Origin of the sequence: Pseudobacteroides cellulosolvens ATCC 35603 = DSM 2933 (assembly GCF_001262605.1) — a bacterium.
Taxonomy (GTDB): domain Bacteria; phylum Bacillota; class Clostridia; order Acetivibrionales; family DSM-2933; genus Pseudobacteroides; species Pseudobacteroides cellulosolvens.
Map to the genome: position 1 here is coordinate 5,743,098 of NZ_LGTC01000001.1, position 18,150 is coordinate 5,761,247.

At 36.3% G+C, this 18,150-nt stretch carries 12 protein-coding genes; 5 read left to right on the forward strand and 7 right to left on the reverse strand.

From position 1 onward, the window contains the following. Positions 1-16 precede the first annotated feature (16 nt). Complete coding sequence (locus Bccel_RS23815) at positions 17-2,329, reverse strand: dockerin type I domain-containing protein (protein ID WP_036935133.1); 2,313 nt, start codon at positions 2,327-2,329, stop codon at positions 17-19. A gap of 212 nt (positions 2,330-2,541) precedes the next feature. On the opposite strand from Bccel_RS23815, the gene Bccel_RS23820 reads away from it, so the two are divergent. Then, positions 2,542-3,036 (forward strand): hypothetical protein, encoded by a 495-nt coding sequence (locus Bccel_RS23820; protein ID WP_036935130.1) that lies wholly within the window; start codon positions 2,542-2,544, stop codon positions 3,034-3,036. A gap of 197 nt (positions 3,037-3,233) precedes the next feature. Here the strand turns inward: Bccel_RS23820 and Bccel_RS23825 are convergent, their stop codons facing one another. The 5 genes from Bccel_RS23825 to Bccel_RS23845 all read right to left on the reverse strand — a co-directional run bounded on the left by Bccel_RS23825 (position 3,234) and on the right by Bccel_RS23845 (position 9,034). Continuing rightward, on the reverse strand, positions 3,234-4,592 hold the full coding sequence (locus Bccel_RS23825; RefSeq protein ID WP_036935128.1) for a cache domain-containing protein: 1,359 nt from the start codon (positions 4,590-4,592) through the stop codon (positions 3,234-3,236). 197 nt (positions 4,593-4,789) lie between these two features. Continuing rightward, a complete protein-coding gene (locus tag Bccel_RS23830) occupies positions 4,790-5,773 on the reverse strand; it encodes a hypothetical protein (RefSeq protein WP_036935125.1) in 984 nt (327 codons plus the stop codon). A gap of 5 nt (positions 5,774-5,778) precedes the next feature. After that, a complete protein-coding gene (locus tag Bccel_RS23835; RefSeq protein WP_036935122.1) occupies positions 5,779-6,351 on the reverse strand; it encodes an RNA polymerase sigma factor in 573 nt (190 codons plus the stop codon). Positions 6,352-6,521: 170 nt separating this feature from the next. Then, on the reverse strand, positions 6,522-7,973 hold the full coding sequence (locus Bccel_RS23840; RefSeq protein WP_050753783.1) for a glycosyl hydrolase: 1,452 nt from the start codon (positions 7,971-7,973) through the stop codon (positions 6,522-6,524). A 275-nt stretch (positions 7,974-8,248) separates the two neighbouring features. Further along, positions 8,249-9,034: a hypothetical protein gene (locus Bccel_RS23845; protein WP_036935119.1), complete on the reverse strand. Its 786-nt coding sequence runs from the start codon at positions 9,032-9,034 to the stop codon at positions 8,249-8,251. A gap of 745 nt (positions 9,035-9,779) precedes the next feature. Here Bccel_RS23845 and Bccel_RS23850 point away from each other — a divergent pair. Continuing rightward, positions 9,780-10,334 (forward strand): hypothetical protein, encoded by a 555-nt coding sequence (locus tag Bccel_RS23850; RefSeq protein WP_036935116.1) that lies wholly within the window; start codon positions 9,780-9,782, stop codon positions 10,332-10,334. A gap of 227 nt (positions 10,335-10,561) precedes the next feature. Here Bccel_RS23850 and Bccel_RS23855 read toward each other — a convergent pair whose 3' ends face one another. Continuing rightward, complete coding sequence (locus tag Bccel_RS23855) at positions 10,562-11,986, reverse strand: dockerin type I domain-containing protein (protein ID WP_036935113.1); 1,425 nt, start codon at positions 11,984-11,986, stop codon at positions 10,562-10,564. A gap of 519 nt (positions 11,987-12,505) precedes the next feature. Between Bccel_RS23855 and Bccel_RS23860 the strand changes: the two genes are divergently transcribed. Genes Bccel_RS23860 through Bccel_RS23870 form a run of 3 tightly spaced genes read left to right on the forward strand, consistent with a single transcriptional unit; the run spans position 12,506 to position 18,073 of the window. Next, the gene (locus Bccel_RS23860) at positions 12,506-13,954 is read left to right on the forward strand and encodes a Wadjet anti-phage system protein JetA family protein (protein WP_036935110.1); all 1,449 of its coding nucleotides are present in this window, start codon (positions 12,506-12,508) and stop codon (positions 13,952-13,954) included. Beyond that, complete coding sequence (locus Bccel_RS23865; protein ID WP_036935108.1) at positions 13,935-14,669, forward strand: DUF4194 domain-containing protein; 735 nt, start codon at positions 13,935-13,937, stop codon at positions 14,667-14,669. Before Bccel_RS23860 ends, Bccel_RS23865 begins: the two co-directional genes overlap by 20 nt. After that, entirely contained in the window at positions 14,666-18,073 is a 3,408-nt protein-coding gene (locus Bccel_RS23870) for an ATP-binding protein (RefSeq protein ID WP_036935105.1), read from the forward strand. Before Bccel_RS23865 ends, Bccel_RS23870 begins: the two co-directional genes overlap by 4 nt. Positions 18,074-18,150 lie beyond the last annotated feature (77 nt).

Sequence of the window (18,150 nt, forward strand, 5' to 3'; positions counted from 1 at the left end):
TGTATATCAAAGGTTTTTAGAATATTGGTGTTACTCCAACATCAACAGGCTCACTTGCTATATTAGTAAAAGTGGGATCGGGAACAAATTTCATTGTATTAACTGCACCAAACCCAAGGCTGTTTCCCTCAGACGGAACATTAAATGTTATAACAATTTGCCTTTCTTTAATAATAACATTCGCAGTTATACCTGAATCATAATCATTACAAGTAAATCCTGTTATGGTTCCAACTCCTGCGATTACTAATTTAGCCTTTCCTGATACGTCAGGCTCAACAACGGCTGTTGAAACTTTTTGGGGAGCCATGTTAAGACTTATAGTAATAGTGTCACCGTTTTTAACCTTTTTTCCCATTGCTCCAGTTGTAGAAATATTCCCTGCTACAAAAACCGATCTTCCTGAAACTCCTGTTGTATTGCCTTTAATACATAATCCATTAAAGTCTTTTACTGTTACAAATACATCCGGTAAAGTCTTTAAAGTTACAGTTCCTGTAACATCTATCGCACCAGTATTAAGCAAAATTGTGTTTGAGCATGTGTCTGAACCTATTAGTGATGCACCATTAATTGCAATTGAGTTCATACCTTGAAAAAGTATAACACTATATATAAAGTTATTTAATTCCGATGCAAAAATCTTCCCTTCAAGCTTTACAATAACACTGTAATAATCATAAATTGACACTGATTTGATAGAAGTCCTAAACGTAGAATAATTGGCAACAGCTGAAGCGGCATTACCGGTAATAGCTGTGCCTAGTGCTGATATTGTAGCTTTTGGGTTCACCACTGTTTTCATTTGGACATTTGACAAATCCGTGTATGCATTAAATGTATCTTGAGGAACAGTAAATTCAATGTATTGTATACCTTCTTTATCAACAAGCTTAGCTGATAACGGCGTTAAATAACTTGGGGCAGCAGAATTATATGTTAATGTATATGCGAAGTCTTCCTGTGATACTTGCACAAGATTTACGCCGGTTACTCTTACTCTTAATGTGCTTCCTGATGTTATTTCCAGTGGTTGATCGGCTATTGTTACCCTTGGTTCTAAATCGGCATTTCGGGTCATTCCAGGAATCATTAAATTTCCCGCTTTATCTGACACGGCATATATTACACTACCAGAAATACTACCAAACTTAAGAGATGTATTGGATGTTGTCTCTCTTCCCTGTCCCAAGCTTATAACCACTACTTTACTGTCTGTTGGTAAAACAGCAACTGTCGAACCCGCTGGGAGAACTTCATAATTGGTTCCATTAGATATATCATTATCCCATCTATAGTTTTCAGGCAAGAGTACTGAATAAAGCCCAGAAGTAGCCATTTCTTCATCATATACTACTATAATTTTATTTTTTGAAGTATCACTATAATATACATTTTTAACAGTTGGTGCTGTCATGTCATAAATATTAATGATTCTATACACAGGCTCCACTTCCTGCCCCAACTTGTCCTTTAATCCAATAATGCTTATCGAGCAGTCCCCTGACTGTTTTCCTGACAATACAAGAGTTACAGACCTGTCAGCTGCGGAATAAATAGCATTACTAATTGTAATAATTACACCATCACTATTCTTTATAGTATATTGTGCTACATTTTCAACATCTCCATACAAAGGCGATGACAATCCTGAGTTAGACTGCATATCTTTTGAAAATGTTATTTTTATAGTATCTTCTCTAACAGCCTCAATATTTTTAACTATAGACTGCTCAATCGCAGGATAACTGCCTGTATTAGTGTTAAAATGCTTTGCCATTATGAGAATATCGGACATATTAATAGCATTATCTCCATTTAAGTCCTTATATTCAGCGTAGCTTGGATCTTCATATGTAACGTTGAACGACTTAGCCATTGCCATTATATCCTTCATATTAATAATATCATCCTGCACACCATCATTAGGAATGTCTCCAGCCCACATTTCAATATTTGTTTGTGTCTTATCGTAGCTGTTCAACAGCTTAACTTCCCTTGCAAGGTATCCAGCTTTAGAAATTCTAATAGTAAACTCTTCAACGTTTTGAGGAACATTATTAATTTCAAAGTATCCTCTGCTATCACTTGTTGCAGTCAGGTCTGTTCCCAATATCTCTAATTGAAAGCCGGATTTTATTATTGCTGAAGATGTCCAGTTGTAATTAAAGTCAAACACAATAAATCCTGTAACCTTATTCTGGTTCATATCTTTGGGTAGTATAATATTTCCTTCACCTATTGCAACTGTTGTAAAGATTAGCTGTAATAATAGCAGCATACCAATAGATATAACTATTTTATATAACTTTTTCGTTTGTATAGCCATTATCTTTTTCCCCTCCTATGTCATTAATTATTGGTAAATATATCATATATTATGGATTTTGTCACTGCAAGGTTTGTGATATTTTCCGCAAAATTAAGTTGATTTTTGCGTGACACCCCACCCCAAAATGTCATAGGATAATATTTCTATTGAAACATAAGAGTGTTATAATTAGATTACCAATTTTGAGAAAGCTAGGGAGGGTGAATTAGTTGAAACAACTTGATGATAAAAATCCGGTATATAATATAGTAAAAATCCTTCCTATTATATTAATACTAGTGCTTTCATTTTTATTTTTCAGAAACTCCGGTAATAAAGCACTTGCCAAAACTGATGAAATAAACGCAAAAATGATTGCGAACAACACCGCAAATGCAATAGAACGTGGTTACATTACAAAAAGCATTACTGATCAGAAGCTATATGTTCCGTCACAAATTCCAGCCCAAACCCCTGATCCCTCTGATATAGGAAGTATATTGGCTTATTACAGAGTATTACCTGTTGGCAAGATCAAAAATCCTTCGCCCAAAGGTTCAAAATATTATATTTATTATCCCAGACAGAATAGACGCTATAATTTTTATATAACATGCGATGTGGAAAGCGGAAACGTTATAGTAAAAATAGGTAAGGATAAAGCGACAGCAGTTGAAATAGCCAGTGACAATATTATAATGTGGGGTAACCATAATTCAAAGTAAGATTTGTACCATTTAACATAGAATCATGTTTAACCATAGCCATTAGGCAATCGTGAGCCATATTTTAAAACTGTCATAAGTAATGGCTAAGAAATAAGTTCGTTTTCTCAAGGACAAAATCCCGACGATTAATGGGGTTTTGGACGATAAGAATCGGATGTTATCTCTTAGCCATTCATAAAGGTCATGTCAGATATTTAGGCTGAAAGTTTGATATCATAGTTATCCACATCATAAACCATCCTTCTGGACAGGAATAAAAATGTCATAAATGCAATTATAATGGCCATTATACTAATCTGGGTAATGGGTTTCCTCAGATCGGTTATCTGGTCACTAATAGACTTTTTGTCGATACCTACAAACCACATGCCAATAGTTTTGCCGGTGCTATCAATAAGCGGCATATATCTCGCAACACATATCTTTTCCACGTCTGTGGTTTCTCCTGTAAATTCCTTGCCCTCTTTTAAAACAGTATTTATAACTTCATTAGATGCTTTAGTTCCTATAGCCCTTGTGCCATCAGCTTGTAAAATATTTGTTGAAATCCTTGTATCGTTCATAAAAATAGTTGAACGGGATTCCGTAATAGAACCGATTGTGTCTACTATTTCAGCGTTACCATTAAAAGAATTTGTACCCTTGTACAACTTGTCATCTACAATTGACCAATCTCCCTTATATTTTTCCTCAATAAGCATATACCCCAATTCTGAAGCGGCATTCAACTTATCTTTTACATTACTGTCTACAATTTTATTAACAACATTCCCAATTGTAAAGCCCTGTATAACAAACCAAATCACAATAAATGTTCCTATAAGCAGTAATGACATCCTCAAAACCTTTTGCTGTGTTTTATTGCTGTTTGAACTTGACCCAAGGAATGAAACCTTAAGTGTATCTATATCTTTAAGGTATTTTTTTGAATAAAACATCAATATTATGCAACCTAGTAAACCACATAACACTGAAATAACAACAATGGAAGTCCTCATTTGCTTTATTTTCCCATCCTGGCTGCCAACATCTATTTTCTGCACACCTACAAACCATGCTCCAATCGCTTTGCCCATATTGTCTTTTAAAGGTACATATTTAACATTATATTTTTGACCAAGTATCTCTTCCGTTCCTTCATAGGTAATACCATTATTTAAAACACTTTGAGCTGCTTCATTGGACAGCTTGGATCCTACTGTTCTTTTACCATCCCCATCAACTATGTTTGTAGCCACACTTTCGTCATTAACATAAATAGCTGCAAATGCATCTGTTTTTTCTTTAATTGCATCCACAACCTCGAAATTATCGTTTATCAGATTTTCCCCTATAAAAAGCTTTCCGCTCTTTACATTCCAATCACCATAATATTTACTTTTGATGATATCCATCCCCAGATATGATACACTGTCCAATTTTGCCGAGATGTTATTCTCCACTAAATTATTAACATTGGTATTGGTGATAAAAAAGATTGTTGCTGTAAACAGTGCGATGAGAAGGATAGAAACCCTCATCAGCTTTCCTTTTAACATTACTTTTTTTTTCATGCTCAGATCTCCCCCTAAATTTTTTCCAATTAGAAATACATAAATAGGACAAACTCAAAGCTATTATATGGAAAAACTAACACTATACTACGATATTTAACAAAAATTTGCAACCTTTTTTGTAAAATTCTTAAAATTTTACAAAAAAGGTTGCAAATATGTTAAAGAATGAATGGAAAATAACTTCCACATTTGAGCTATTTACTTTTCCACTTCTTCAATTCTTTAATGTACACACCAACAAATTCTTTTGCATCATCATAATCGGATTCATTTTCAAGCCTCACTGTATAGTCCACATTATTGTATGTCCACTTAATATAATAGTATTTACCGATATAGTAAGGTTCCTTTGACATATCTTCTCCTGATCCCTTTATTGTTCGGTCATCAGATGTAACAGTAGAATATTGCTTTGTTTGGTATTCTGCATAAGGTCTTAAAGTATACCTGCACTGGACACCTTCTATATCAATCTTCTCGAGCATTTTACCCGTTTCAGCAGGCTTTTGGGCTGCACTCTCCATATAAATCCAGAAGTTTTTATAAGACTTATTATCAAAATACACACAACCCAACGTGTTTTTCTTTTTATTTTTTAGTGAAACAAATAGTGCATCCTGGTCTCCGGTAAGGAGTTTACTTGCCAGATCTTCCGATTCTCTGTAACTAATTTGGTAAACGGTCGTTATGCAGGAGCTTATTATCTTGGTACATCTGCCTCCAAATTCATTAGGGAAAAACAGATCAACACCGAACTTCTTTTTTACTTCCTCGCTGGTAATGTTCCTATCATCTAGTTGTCCACTAAATGATTGATCCATAAGAATTGTATCAGGAACTTCAGAAATGTTTATCCCATCTTTGGTTTCTTTAACTATAAAAATTGAAATTACACTATTATACGCATCTTTTACAAGATTTCTTGCTTCAGCAGATACCATAACTGTCAGCCCCATTGACATAACAACAAAACAAATAACAATTAGAGCCACTCTCTTCATATTCAATCCAAAGAAATTTTTATATGGATTATTGTTTCTTGAATGTCCAGCCTTGCCTTCACTATTCTTAATTCCTTCTTCGATCTGTTTAAGCATTTCAGGTTCACAATCAATTTTTTCTGATATGTCACCTAAGTAGTCCTTCATTAAATTATCGAATTTTTTATTAGTATCCATAATTTCTACACTCCTTTCGCTTGCTGGAAATATAAACCCTTTGCAATATCATCATTCCTTAATTCCTTCTCAAGAAACTTTCTTGCGTTATGAAGCCGGGATTTTACGGTTCCTTCAAAACAGTTTAGTACTCCGGCTATCTCTTTAACAGTCAGTTCATTAAAATAGTACAGCACTACAACTGTCTTAAGGGGTGTGCTGAGCTTTGAAACCGCTTCATGCAATACGCGTTTCATCTCATATTGCTCTAAAATTTCAGCCGTATTAATAGATTCCGACTCCATCGTGAAACTAACTTCCTCAAAGGGCACTTTACCCTTTTCCTTAGAAGAATACTGCCAACTTAACCTTACAAGTATTCTATAAAACCATGACCGAAACTTTTCAGGATCCCTAAGCTTTTTAATGTTGTTATAAGATTGTATGAATGCATCCTGTACAACATCCTCAGCAATATCCCTCCTGCCAGTAATGAGGAAAGCTGTGCGGATAGCAGGAGAACTATAACATTCATACAATGCCCGGAAGGAATCCATATCTCCATTTTGCCAGCACTTTATCAGATCAATCTCGCTCATATATGTTTCTCCTTTCTTGGTGCACCATAAATAAGAGAGAATTTTATCATTCAAGGTTCATTTCTGCAAAATTTTTTAATTCCCTAAGTTTCTCAAACAATAAAAAATCCCACCCTTTTATTATAACAATTAAGGTGGGAATCTTTTGATATTAAATTAGCCTCTATAACCTATTCAACCTTAACAAACTTCCACTGCTGGTTTGTTCCGCCGGTGTACCCCCACTGAATAACTTTTCCTCCATTTACTTTGGACCCGCCGCTGACATCAAGACACTTTCCACTATATCGGTTTACCAGCTTGAAATATTCCCCTTCAACTTTTGTATATTTCCACTGCTGGTTATGACCTCCTATATCCCTCCATTGGACAACCCTTGCACCATTTAGTATTGATTTTTGTGAAACGTCCAGAAGCAAATCACTGTAGCGATTAACCAGTTTATAGTACCCATCATTTGTTTTGACGAATCTCCACTGCTGGTTATAACCGTTTCTATCAGCCCACTGTATGACATCTGCCCCATTTACACCTGATACATCTTTTACATCCAGCAGTTTACCGCTTTTTCTATTCGCCAATTTGTAATAGGTATAATGATTGCTACCGGCCTTGCTGTTTGGATCCTTCAAGTTCGGGAGTTCATCAAGGGTTATAATGAAATCATGATTGTAGACCTTCGTTACATAGCTTGCAGAATTCTCTTTCTTAATGAACGATGTGTGCCAGGTCAAAAACCAGGACCAATTTGTATTACAGGATTTCATCTCATCCGGATCAGGGATATTCCCGCATTCGTGATAAGCGATAGGCATTTTATCACCATATATGTTTAGAAGTGCCTTGTACATTCCATGCTGAATATCGGCATTGTATGTATCTGAACCAACTATATCAACATATTGGTCTCCCGGGTACCATGCTGGATCAGGCTTTTCCGCATAACCCAATACCCATATCAGATTATTTAGTTCATAGGTATTGGTATAACAGTCATACATAAGCTTCCACAGGCTTTTAAAGGCTTCCGGCCCTCCTTTGCTCCACCAGAACCAGTGGCCGTTCAGTTCATGAAAAGGTCTCCACAATACAGGAACCTTTGCATCCCTGAGCCTTGTCAGTTCTTGTGCTACCCTTGCCATATCATCCATCATTGCCTTGTTTAAGGCTGTTCCCGGAGTTAATGCCTGATTTATATCTATTGTACCCTTGCTGGCCTCGTAACCTATACCAACTGTTGGTGCACCCCAATGCCAGCAAATTGAAGGAATTCCGCCTTGGTTCCACCATTTGACAGCACGGTTTGTTACTCCGTCTAGATCATTGTTTATAAAGTCCAATCCCCGGATTGCAGGCAGCTTACCGCTTATTTTTTTAATGTAATCCATTTCATAGTCAGGATTATTATTTACCCATGTAGACTCCTGTTGTCCGGACAAAACTCCTCTTCCCTTTAGACTGTATATATACGAATAAACATTTTCTACTTCCTGGGAGGCATTTGAATTGGACAAACCCTTTGATGGATTCTTAAATCCGGGTGCAACCGCAATACTGCTTATTGTACCAAGAACCACCCAGAGTACTAATATTACAGATATAATTTTTATGCCCTTTAACATGCGACCCCCCTCATTACTAAATTTATAATTATGTATCGGTTGATTGAGGTGTATTATTAAGCTTTTCATACATTCATTATTCATTAATTGACATAATAAAATCATTATGTGTTTTTGCAGACCTGATTTTTCATATGCTATCCCATATTTTAAGATAAAAAGAAATCATAGTTTCATAGACAAAAAAAGAAGGCTTTGCAGGTATTAACCTAAAAGCCTTCATTCAATAATCATCACTAGAATTAGCAATGACACTCATATCAATATTATTATGATTATTCAAACTTCATTGAGTCCAGCATACCTTGAATAATTTTTGCGTTTTCATCATTTGTTGAGGTACCTATAAATACAAGTGCATAACCCTTCATAACATATGCATAATATTTTTGTGTAAGCTTTAACTGTTCAGACTCCATTACTGCATCTAAAACAGCAAATTCCTTGCCCCCGATTTTTTCTGAATATATAGGCTTATCAAGCTTGTAAGGCATTTGGGCTTTTACATCCTGCAATCCCTTTTTTACATGCTCCAAATATTGGCTTCCCTTGTTTATACCCTGCAAAAAACTGAGTTTCTCAGCCATAATCATAAAATTGCCGTTATCATATGACTGCTGGTTCATCCCTATCTTTGAAACCATAAGCAGGTATACTGATTTTGCTTCTGCCAATTCCACTTCGGCTTGCTTGGCTTTGTCGTCACCAGCCACTACTTGTTTACCCATATTTAAAACTTGTTTCTTTTCCTCGTCGCTTGCAACCTTCCAGCCTTTTGGAAGCTTTACAGATAACCCAAAATAGTCGTTCTTATATGTGTCCCCTTCATTTTTACCTAAATCCAACTTTTTATCTGTCTTTTCACTTGGCTCTTCACTAGGTTTCTCACTTGGCTTGTCGCTTGGCTTTTCGCTAGCTTCACTAGGCTTTTCACTAGATTTCTCGTTGCTGATAATTTCACCTTTGCTAACTTCTTCCTTATCTATACCGCCACATCCAACAGAAGAAAATGCCAGGATTGCTACCAGCAATATAATACCTGCAATTTTAAATTTTTTCATATAGGTCCCCCTAATAAATTAATAATATTAAAAGTGATTAATCTTTTAATATCTAGACTAACCATTAATCATTAATACAACTATAAATGAATCTTATTGCTTTGTCAAATTAAGCAGAACCAAAAGCCATAAAGAGGTTTGTTTCACTTTTTGTAACTTTAATGTCATTTCCCTATTAATAATGTATTGCTTTTACAGCCACTCTTTTTTGAAAACAAGTATATGGCAAGTGACAAGGTCAAACGGAATTTCTTTGATTAATATATGGAGGATACCAACTAAATTATTGTTTACATAAATAACTAATAATTTAGGTTGATATCCTCCATATACTTTATGTTTAAATTATAATTAAGTATGTATCATATTATTTCAATGTTACCCGTATTTCACCAAGGCACCTGTAGTTGCCTTCATTATCCCAAGAATATACATGCATAATATACTCTCCTTTTTCATTTTTGTGACCATCTTGTTAACAATAAATCTGATGCCATCATGAAGGCATTTATAAATAGCGAAACATTCTAGAAGCACTTGCTCGGTTTATATGAGTCTTTCAATCTTTTCCTTCAATTATCTATGTCGTTAAAAGCCTTCACAACCGCCGTTAGAAGCTGGTTTACAAATATACACCGCTTTACTTGAGAGTCCAGACAAGGTATAATAATTATAGAACACGTGTTCGCAATGTAGGATAAAGCAAGCTTTATGACCATAAAATAATAATACGGAGGAATTTAACATGGAAAATTTAAAACTAAATACCCAGACGCAATATGGGCGTAAAGGTAAGGCATCCTTAATGACATGCTTCCTGTCACTCCTGCTTGTATTCATATTTATAGTAAACACCACTCCCGGAACAGCATTTGCTGCCGGAGGATCAGTAGGAACTTTATATGTGGACTCACTCTGCCCACTGCAGCAGGAGTTGAGGTTATCAAATCCGACAGCGGCAGCACCGGGTGGGCGTGGGTTTATGATTCCCCAAAAGGTAGTAGCAATAGCCCCTTCAGGTGGTCCTCTTATTGGTATTCCCATCACATTCGAAGTACTTCCAAACCCCATTATAACAGTTGTTATGAGAGGAGATTATAAAAGTAAAATCACGGTTTATACAGACTCTAGCGGAATTGCCACAGCAGCAAGTACATATCCAAAATTCCTGGGAGAGGGATTTCAAGTATATTCCAACTATAGTGGAATCAAGCAGACGCTGCAGGTAAAGGCAAGTGCTCCAGGCATGAATTCAATAACGTTTGATGTTATAGTAAAAACCTACAAATATCCTTATTAAAATAATGACCCCTTGAAGAAAACAGCAAGTCGGCTTTGGTTACCTTTAATAACCCGTCAAGAAATATAAAAATAGGTGGTTTATGTAAGCACAAAATTCTGGTAAAAAGCAATTAATTATTATATATTAAGCCCTGACTGTGAAGATGCAGAACAGGGCTTCTTTTTAATCTAATTAGATTGCTGGAAACCAGCAGGAATAGCTGATTTGCAAAAATACACCAGTATTTAATTGAGATAATCTGTCGAAGCCATATTAAAATTTTTTGCTATCATAATAATATCTGCCATATTTATTACATTATCTCTATTCAAATCATAGGCATATCTATACCAAGAATCGCCATCAACACTATTAAAACTATTTGTCATTTGTATAATATCTGCTATGTTTATTACACCATTATTATCAATATCTCCAATTAACATGGTCAGTGGTTTATCTTTCTGTGATAAACTCACATCTGATTCAATAGATATATTATTCAATTCTCTCTGCAAATAGTTTTGTTTGCTTATTTTTATTGAGTAAACAGCATTAGCAGCTATTTGATTATCCGGCACAAATATTTCAAAGTATCCATCAAAATCTGTTTTAGCATGATAATCGGTTCCAACAATCTCGATATTAAAATCAAGCAAGTAATAAGGATTTACAAAAATCTTATTTTGAATAAAATCAGGCGTAATATAGCCTGAAATTTTTCTACATAATAAATTCTTAACGGAATAATCAATCCTATTCCATACGTCTCCATCCTCTGATGTTAAAATGAATTTTTCACTTTCCGATTCACCTAAGATATACAGTTTTCCATTTAAACTAATTATTTTATTCAAAAAGTATGTTGAATCTAACTGTCGAGCACCCCAATTCTTCCCATCTGATGAAGCGTAAACTATTCCATTACCTGCAATTGCTATAAATCTATTATTAAACGAAACTATGTCATAAATTGATTTACTTGTTTTATAAACACTTGATCCCCCTTTTAAATCATCTGATATAAAAAGGTATTGAAATGATGTCTGAAACAAATAGCTTTTGCCATTCCAGCATAGTTTATTAAACGAATCATCCCCATATTCCTCCATTAATCCATACCACTCAGACCAATTATAGCCGTCCGTTGACTTCATTACTCTACCTGACCCCATATAACCTCCTGCAGCAATATACTCGGTACCAGTATAAATAATTGAATTAAGATATGTAGCCCCTTTAGAATCTTGTTCTTTCCAATTAAGACCATCTGTAGAAGTGATAATCGAACGATAACCTACACCAATATATTTTTCTCCATCCCATATAATATCGTCAACAGCAACGGTATCTTCACGATTTCCAAACTTAAAGGAAGACCATTTATATCCATCTGGGGAAGTAAGTATTTTTGTAGAAGTTAGCACCAAATATTGATTATTCCCCCAAATAACTTTAAGCAAACGACTATATTGCTCAATATATGTTTGAGTCCACCGAACACAATCACTTGATAATTCAATCCCGCCTTTATCATCAATAGCTATAAAAGAACCATTTCCATAAGCGATTCCAACAAAGTTTGGAGCATCATCTTGTGCAAATCCAAAACTCTGCAGAAGTCCTACAATTAGTAAGACTGTGGTAATTATTAATAAAATTCTTTTCAATCATGTACCCCCTTTTCACAAATTCCGTTTTAATTATAGTATAAAAATACAAAGTTTGCTACAAGCATATAGGATTATGATCGTGTCAATTCTATTAAAAAGCTTATTTTTATATTAATATTTTAAGGAAAAGAGTAATCTATCAATATTTCCAAAATGATTACCATTAAAAGTATCAAAAGTCACATAAATGTCATGAGAATTACTATAAAGATTTTTTGCACATTCTTGGTAAACACTTAACCTGTGTTCTTGAAATCCATCAACAATATATCTACCGTACTCTCATTCACTTGGCCAGCTAATGCAAATCAGCTTCCTATAAACTTCGGTGATCAGAGCGGTAAAAAACCTTTATTACCATATGAGTTTGGGTTGAAAACTACTAACAGCTGCAATTTATAAACAGTTGCAAATAACAATTTCTTCCTTGCCGCCCGGATACAATATATATTATAATAATGTATTGCTTGGGATAACCAATCGGTATCCCATGACAAACCAAAAGCCGGAGGTTACATGAAAGTCTTTGATGTTATACCGGGTCAGTTTTTCAGGATACTGACAGGAAAAAACCGCAATGTTTATGTAGAAATACTTCTGTCCCTGAGAAAAGCCTTCAAGAACGAACTTTACATAGATAAGGAAAGCCTTGTTAATATATTTGCAGAATGTCTTGGGGATCTAATGATCCCCATTGACATTGAAGCAGAACTGGAAGAAGCCCTATCCGACTTATCGGACATAAATATAGAAGGGCCCCAATCCATCACATGGTCCTCTATGGCTCATCTAATATTACGCAGGCTTCGTGATACAAACTGGATCGAAATTGAGTACAAACAGCGATCCTATGATGAAATAGTCACTATACCTCCGTATTCCGTGAGCATGATTGAATTCCTGCATTCAATTACACAGGAGAACACTCAAAGCTACAAGTCATATGCTTTTAACACCTATTCATCCTTAAAGACAGTTTTAAGTGATGATTCGGAGGATTACCTGTTTACTGCATTGGAGTCCGCGTACACCAACTGCAATTTGCTTCGGGACTCCCTAAAGGTGTTACTAAACAACATACGAAGGTACCATCAAATTTTAAACAATTCCGCAGCTGCCAATGATATTTTGAAGAACCACTTTGAAGGTTACCAGGTGCTGGTGAATGAGAGAATATTCCACCCTCTGGTAACAAGGGACTCTGTGCTGCGATTCAAAGTGCCCATAATGACCATGATAGACAAAATCCGTTCCAATGAAGAGCTTAGAAAACGCATAGTAGCTCTTGGTATCAAGGAAAGGCAATACAATGATCCGGAAAGCGGTATGGAAGAGTTATCCCAGAAGTTATATGAGATTTACGATACCTTCGAGGGGATAGACAGGCTGATGCAGGAGATACAAAACAAGAACTCGGCCTATACCAAGGCCTCCATAGATAAAATGATATATCTTTTAAACTATGACCAGAGCGTAAAAACAAAGCTTGCAGACATATTGATGAAATATTCCGATCTGGATGAAGACAAAAAAGAGGTTGTTTCATCATCTTTAAAACTCTTTAAGCAGAGCTATATTGATGAAAAATCCCCATATTGCAGATCAAATAGGAAGATACGGTCCTTTGAGCCGCCTGAGAAAATTAAAATCACTAAAACAGAGCATCCGGAAAATGAGCTGAGTGATTTCCTGAAAAGCGTTAAAAGCCTATATAGCCAGCAGCAGGTCGCTGAGTATATGGAAAAGGAATTTGGAAGCCGAAAGGTGCTTAATAGCCGGGACCTTTACATAAAGGATGACAGGAGCTTTGTCATGATGCTTCTGGCTGCAATGAGGTCAGGAGAAAAAAGGATCTTTTATGATGTGGAATTTTTAGAAGGATATATTGAAAATAAGGGATACCGATACCCAAATATGAGATTCATAAGGAAAGATGAGGAAAACAATGACAAACCTTTGGATTGAAGAATTCGAAAAGCTTAGCATATCAGAGCAAAACATGTTCCGAAAATGTGTGAACAGTATTCTGGCAAAAACTTTTACCATAAGTGAAACATATGATGAAGATACAGGTATGATGAAATCCAACCCGGAGTATCGTTTTATTGACCGTAACTTTGAAATTATAAATACATATTTGTCATATGCAGGCTGGAACCTATTAAAGGACAGAAACCTGGGAGTTATATATATTGAAAGCGAGTATGAGTATAACAGATTGCATCTTAACAGCATTACAACTCTTTTTATATACACATTGCGGCTTTTGTACGATGAAGAGCGTGAAAAGCTTACATTAAGATCTACTATACCAGTTACCACATATGATGTGGTTTCACGCCTCATGACCTTCAATACACTGAAAAGAAAACCTTCGGACAAGGATTTAAGCGATACCTTCAAGCTTTTATCCCGGTTCAATATCATACAAAAACTGAGCGGTGACTGGACAGAGCCTGATTGCAAGCTCATTATATTTCCATCAATACTCATGGTTCTCCCAAATGACTCAATTGGAAGGATATTTAGCAGTCTTCAGGAAGACCTTGCTTCAGATTTGCAGCCCAATGGAGATGAACGTAATGAGATAGATGAGACTTATGAGATAGGTGAGACTTATGAAAATGATGACGTTGATGACATTGACCCTGATGTTATACGTGGAGAGGAAAACCAATGAAAAAACTGACACGCCTTCTGCTGGTTAACTGGCATTATTATTCTCTAGAGGTTATTGAATTTGATGATATAAACTTCCTTACCGGAAAAACCGGTGCAGGTAAAACTACAATCATAGATGCAATGCAGTTGGTTCTTTTAGGAGATACAAATGGGCAGCATTTTTTCAATAAAGCTGCCAACGACCGTTCACGTAGAACGCTTAAAGGGTACCTTCGCGGTGAATACGGTGATGACGGCCAGACAGGTTTTTTGTCTTTAAGGGAAGGTCCATTTTCCAGCTATATTGTTTGTGAATTTTTTGATACCGAAAAAGATCGCTATTTGACCTTGGGAGTTGTATTTGACTGCAATTTCTCTGTTCAGGATGAAAGCACCTATTTTATACTGAAGGAGCCTATTCCTGAAAACTACTTCATAGTAGATGAAAGTCCTCTTTCCATAAAGGATCTGAAGGCTTACCTCAGGAAGAATTACGATAAGAACCTTTTTGAGTTCAGTGAAAGCGGAAGAGCCTATCAATCTAAAATAAAGAGCCTTTTTGGAGGGCTTCGTGACAACTACTTCAGTCTCCTAAAAAAAGCCGTATCCTTTTCACCCATTGTAGACATTGAGGAGTTCATCACCAGTAATATATGTGATGCAAAGGATAATGTGGATATAACTGCAATGCAGGAAAACTTGAGGCATTACAGGAAGCTTGAACAGGAAGCCAACCTTATGAAATCCAGAATTACAGACCTGGAGAATATAAGCAGGAACTACAAGGCTTTGCAGGATGAAAGACAAAAGCTTGATATATATCAATATCTAATCGACAGATCGGAATTGGAAAAAAACCTGCTGGAAATTAATAAGATTAAGGATAATATAGAAAACCTGGAAAACCAATATGCTGAAAAAGCTGGAAACCAGGCCAAACTAGCAGCTGAAATCATGGAAAAGTCCACTTCCCGTGACAGCCTTATTGAGCAGCGGGGGAAGGATAACCTTTACCAAAACCAACAAGCCCTTGAGAGTGAGAAGAAAACAATAGAAGAAAAGATAAGATCTTTTGAAAGCACTATCAATGAACTGGTAAACCGCTTCCATATATACGGTCTTAACTGGAGTTCTGCGGCAGAAGATACTGAGAACCTCATAGGACATGTTGGGAGACTAAGTAACAAAGACTCTATTAATGATGAGCTCAACGAGCTCTATACAAGTCTTACTAGCTTTAAGCATGGAATAGGAAAGCTGCTTGATATAAGGGATTACAACCTATCAAGCTTAAGCAGTGACCAGTACCATAAGCTGATGGAATCAGGAGATTCTTTTAAAACCTCTCTTTCCAATCTTGGGCATATGCTTAGTAAGCTTTTGGATTCAAAGTCCCTTGTCCTTAAAGAATGTGAAGAAAAAATAATTGCTCTTAAGAGGAATATCAAGCCTTTTGACCGTACAGTGCAGACTCTGAAGGAAGAACTTCAGCTTCGTCTCTCATTGAAGTATAAAAAGGACATTGCTGTAAATATACTGGCGGACCTTCTGGAAATTCCCGATGCAAGATGGGTCAACACCATTGAAGGATATATGAACAGACAGAAGCAGTATATACTGGTAGCTCCAGAATACTATCCTGAAGCCCTTAAGTGTTATGAGCAAATAAAGCTTGATAAAGGTATTTATGATATCGGGCTTATTGACGGAGAAAAAGCACTTTCCTCTAACCCGGTATGTTTAAAGGGAAGCCTTGCTGAGGAAGTTTTCACTGATGATCCATATGCCCGTGCGTACGTTGACTTTTTACTTGGCAGGGTTATAAAGTGCGATAGTGTTACCGACCTTAGAAAAAACGACCGCTCTGTAACGGATACTGGAATGCTCTATCAAGGCTATGTTGCAAGCCAAATAAGTCCTTCTCTTTGGCAAAAACCTCTTATAGGTAAAAAGTCCATTCAGGAGCAAATTGCAAGGCTGGAACTGGAAAAAAACGAGCTGGAAGAAGATTATAAGCTCATCAAGTCTTCTTTTGATATGTTTAAGAAAATAAGGCATATAGATACAATGAACCAGAATGAAGCACAGGATAACGACAGAAAGCTTCAGGAATCAATGGCCATACCCAATCTGCAGTCAAGGAAGCAGGAAATATTAGACAAGCTCTCACAACTAGACCTTGCGTGGATTCATGACATAAGCAATGAAATCAATGCTCTTGGAATAGAGATTGAGGAACTTAAATCCCTTGAGAGGGATTGCATATCAAAATGCGGGGTACTTAAAGAACGCATAGACAATTTACGTGATGTTCAGCTTCCTAATGAAATAGCACAGTCTGAGATTAAAAACAAGCAAATTACGGCAAACTATTCAAAGGAATGGATATCGGAAACAGGTGAACCAAGGTTTATAGAAGAACTGTCAAATAAGAAGAATCCAAATTCAATAATAGCAGACCATAGGTCTTCATTAGGTGCTCGTAGAAATCAGCTGGAAAAGCATTTGGAGCTCCTTTTAAACCTCCGCTCTGAGTATAACCGCAAATATGGCTACAGCTACGACATCGGTGCACGTGACAATCAAAAATACGATAAGACCCTTTTAGAGCTTCGGGAAGAAAAACTGCCTCAGTATCTGGAGAAAATAACTGGAGCCAAATCAATGGCCTATGAGCAGTTTGTGAGTCATTTCCTTGCAGAGCTTAAGGCCAATATAGATGATGTTACCGAGAGGATTGCAGAACTTAATAATTCACTTAAAAAGCATAGATGGGGTTCAGAGCAATTCAGTTTTTCCGTTGTACCCAATCCTGATTACAAGCCGTTTTACGATATGATTACCGACCCGATGCTAATGAGCGGTTATAATATTACATCCCATGTTTTTATTGAAAAGCACGGCCCGGTAATTGATGAGCTGTTCTCAAAAATTATGGATTACGGCAGCGGCATGGACGCAGATTCCAGGCTGGAAATGGAGAAAAACATCAAACTCTACACCGATTATAAAACCTATTTGAGATTTGACATGTACTCCTATGACCAGGATAACAACAGGCAGAGGCTCTCCAAGACATTGCTCAAAAAATCCGGCGGCGAAACCCAGACACCGTTTTACATTGCAATGCTGGCTTCCTTCGCCCAGCTTTACCATGTTAATGATCGGAACTGGAACTGCATAAGGCTTATTATTTTTGATGAGGCCTTCAGCAAAATGGATGGGGAAAGAATAAGAGAAAGTATATTGCTTCTCCGAAGTATCGGCTTTCAGTGCATATTATCTGCCCCGCCTGAAAAAATAGGAGACATAGCACCTTTGGTGGATAGGAACATTGTTGCTATTAAAAAAGGCCGCCAATCATTTACAAGATTTTTTGCCGGAAGTAAGCTGTCTCAGGAGTTTGCAAGCAGCCTGGAATAGTAGTTTATAACATGCACTTTATTTTATTTAATTATTTAATTGGTAAAAAATTATATATTTCATGTTATAATTTTATT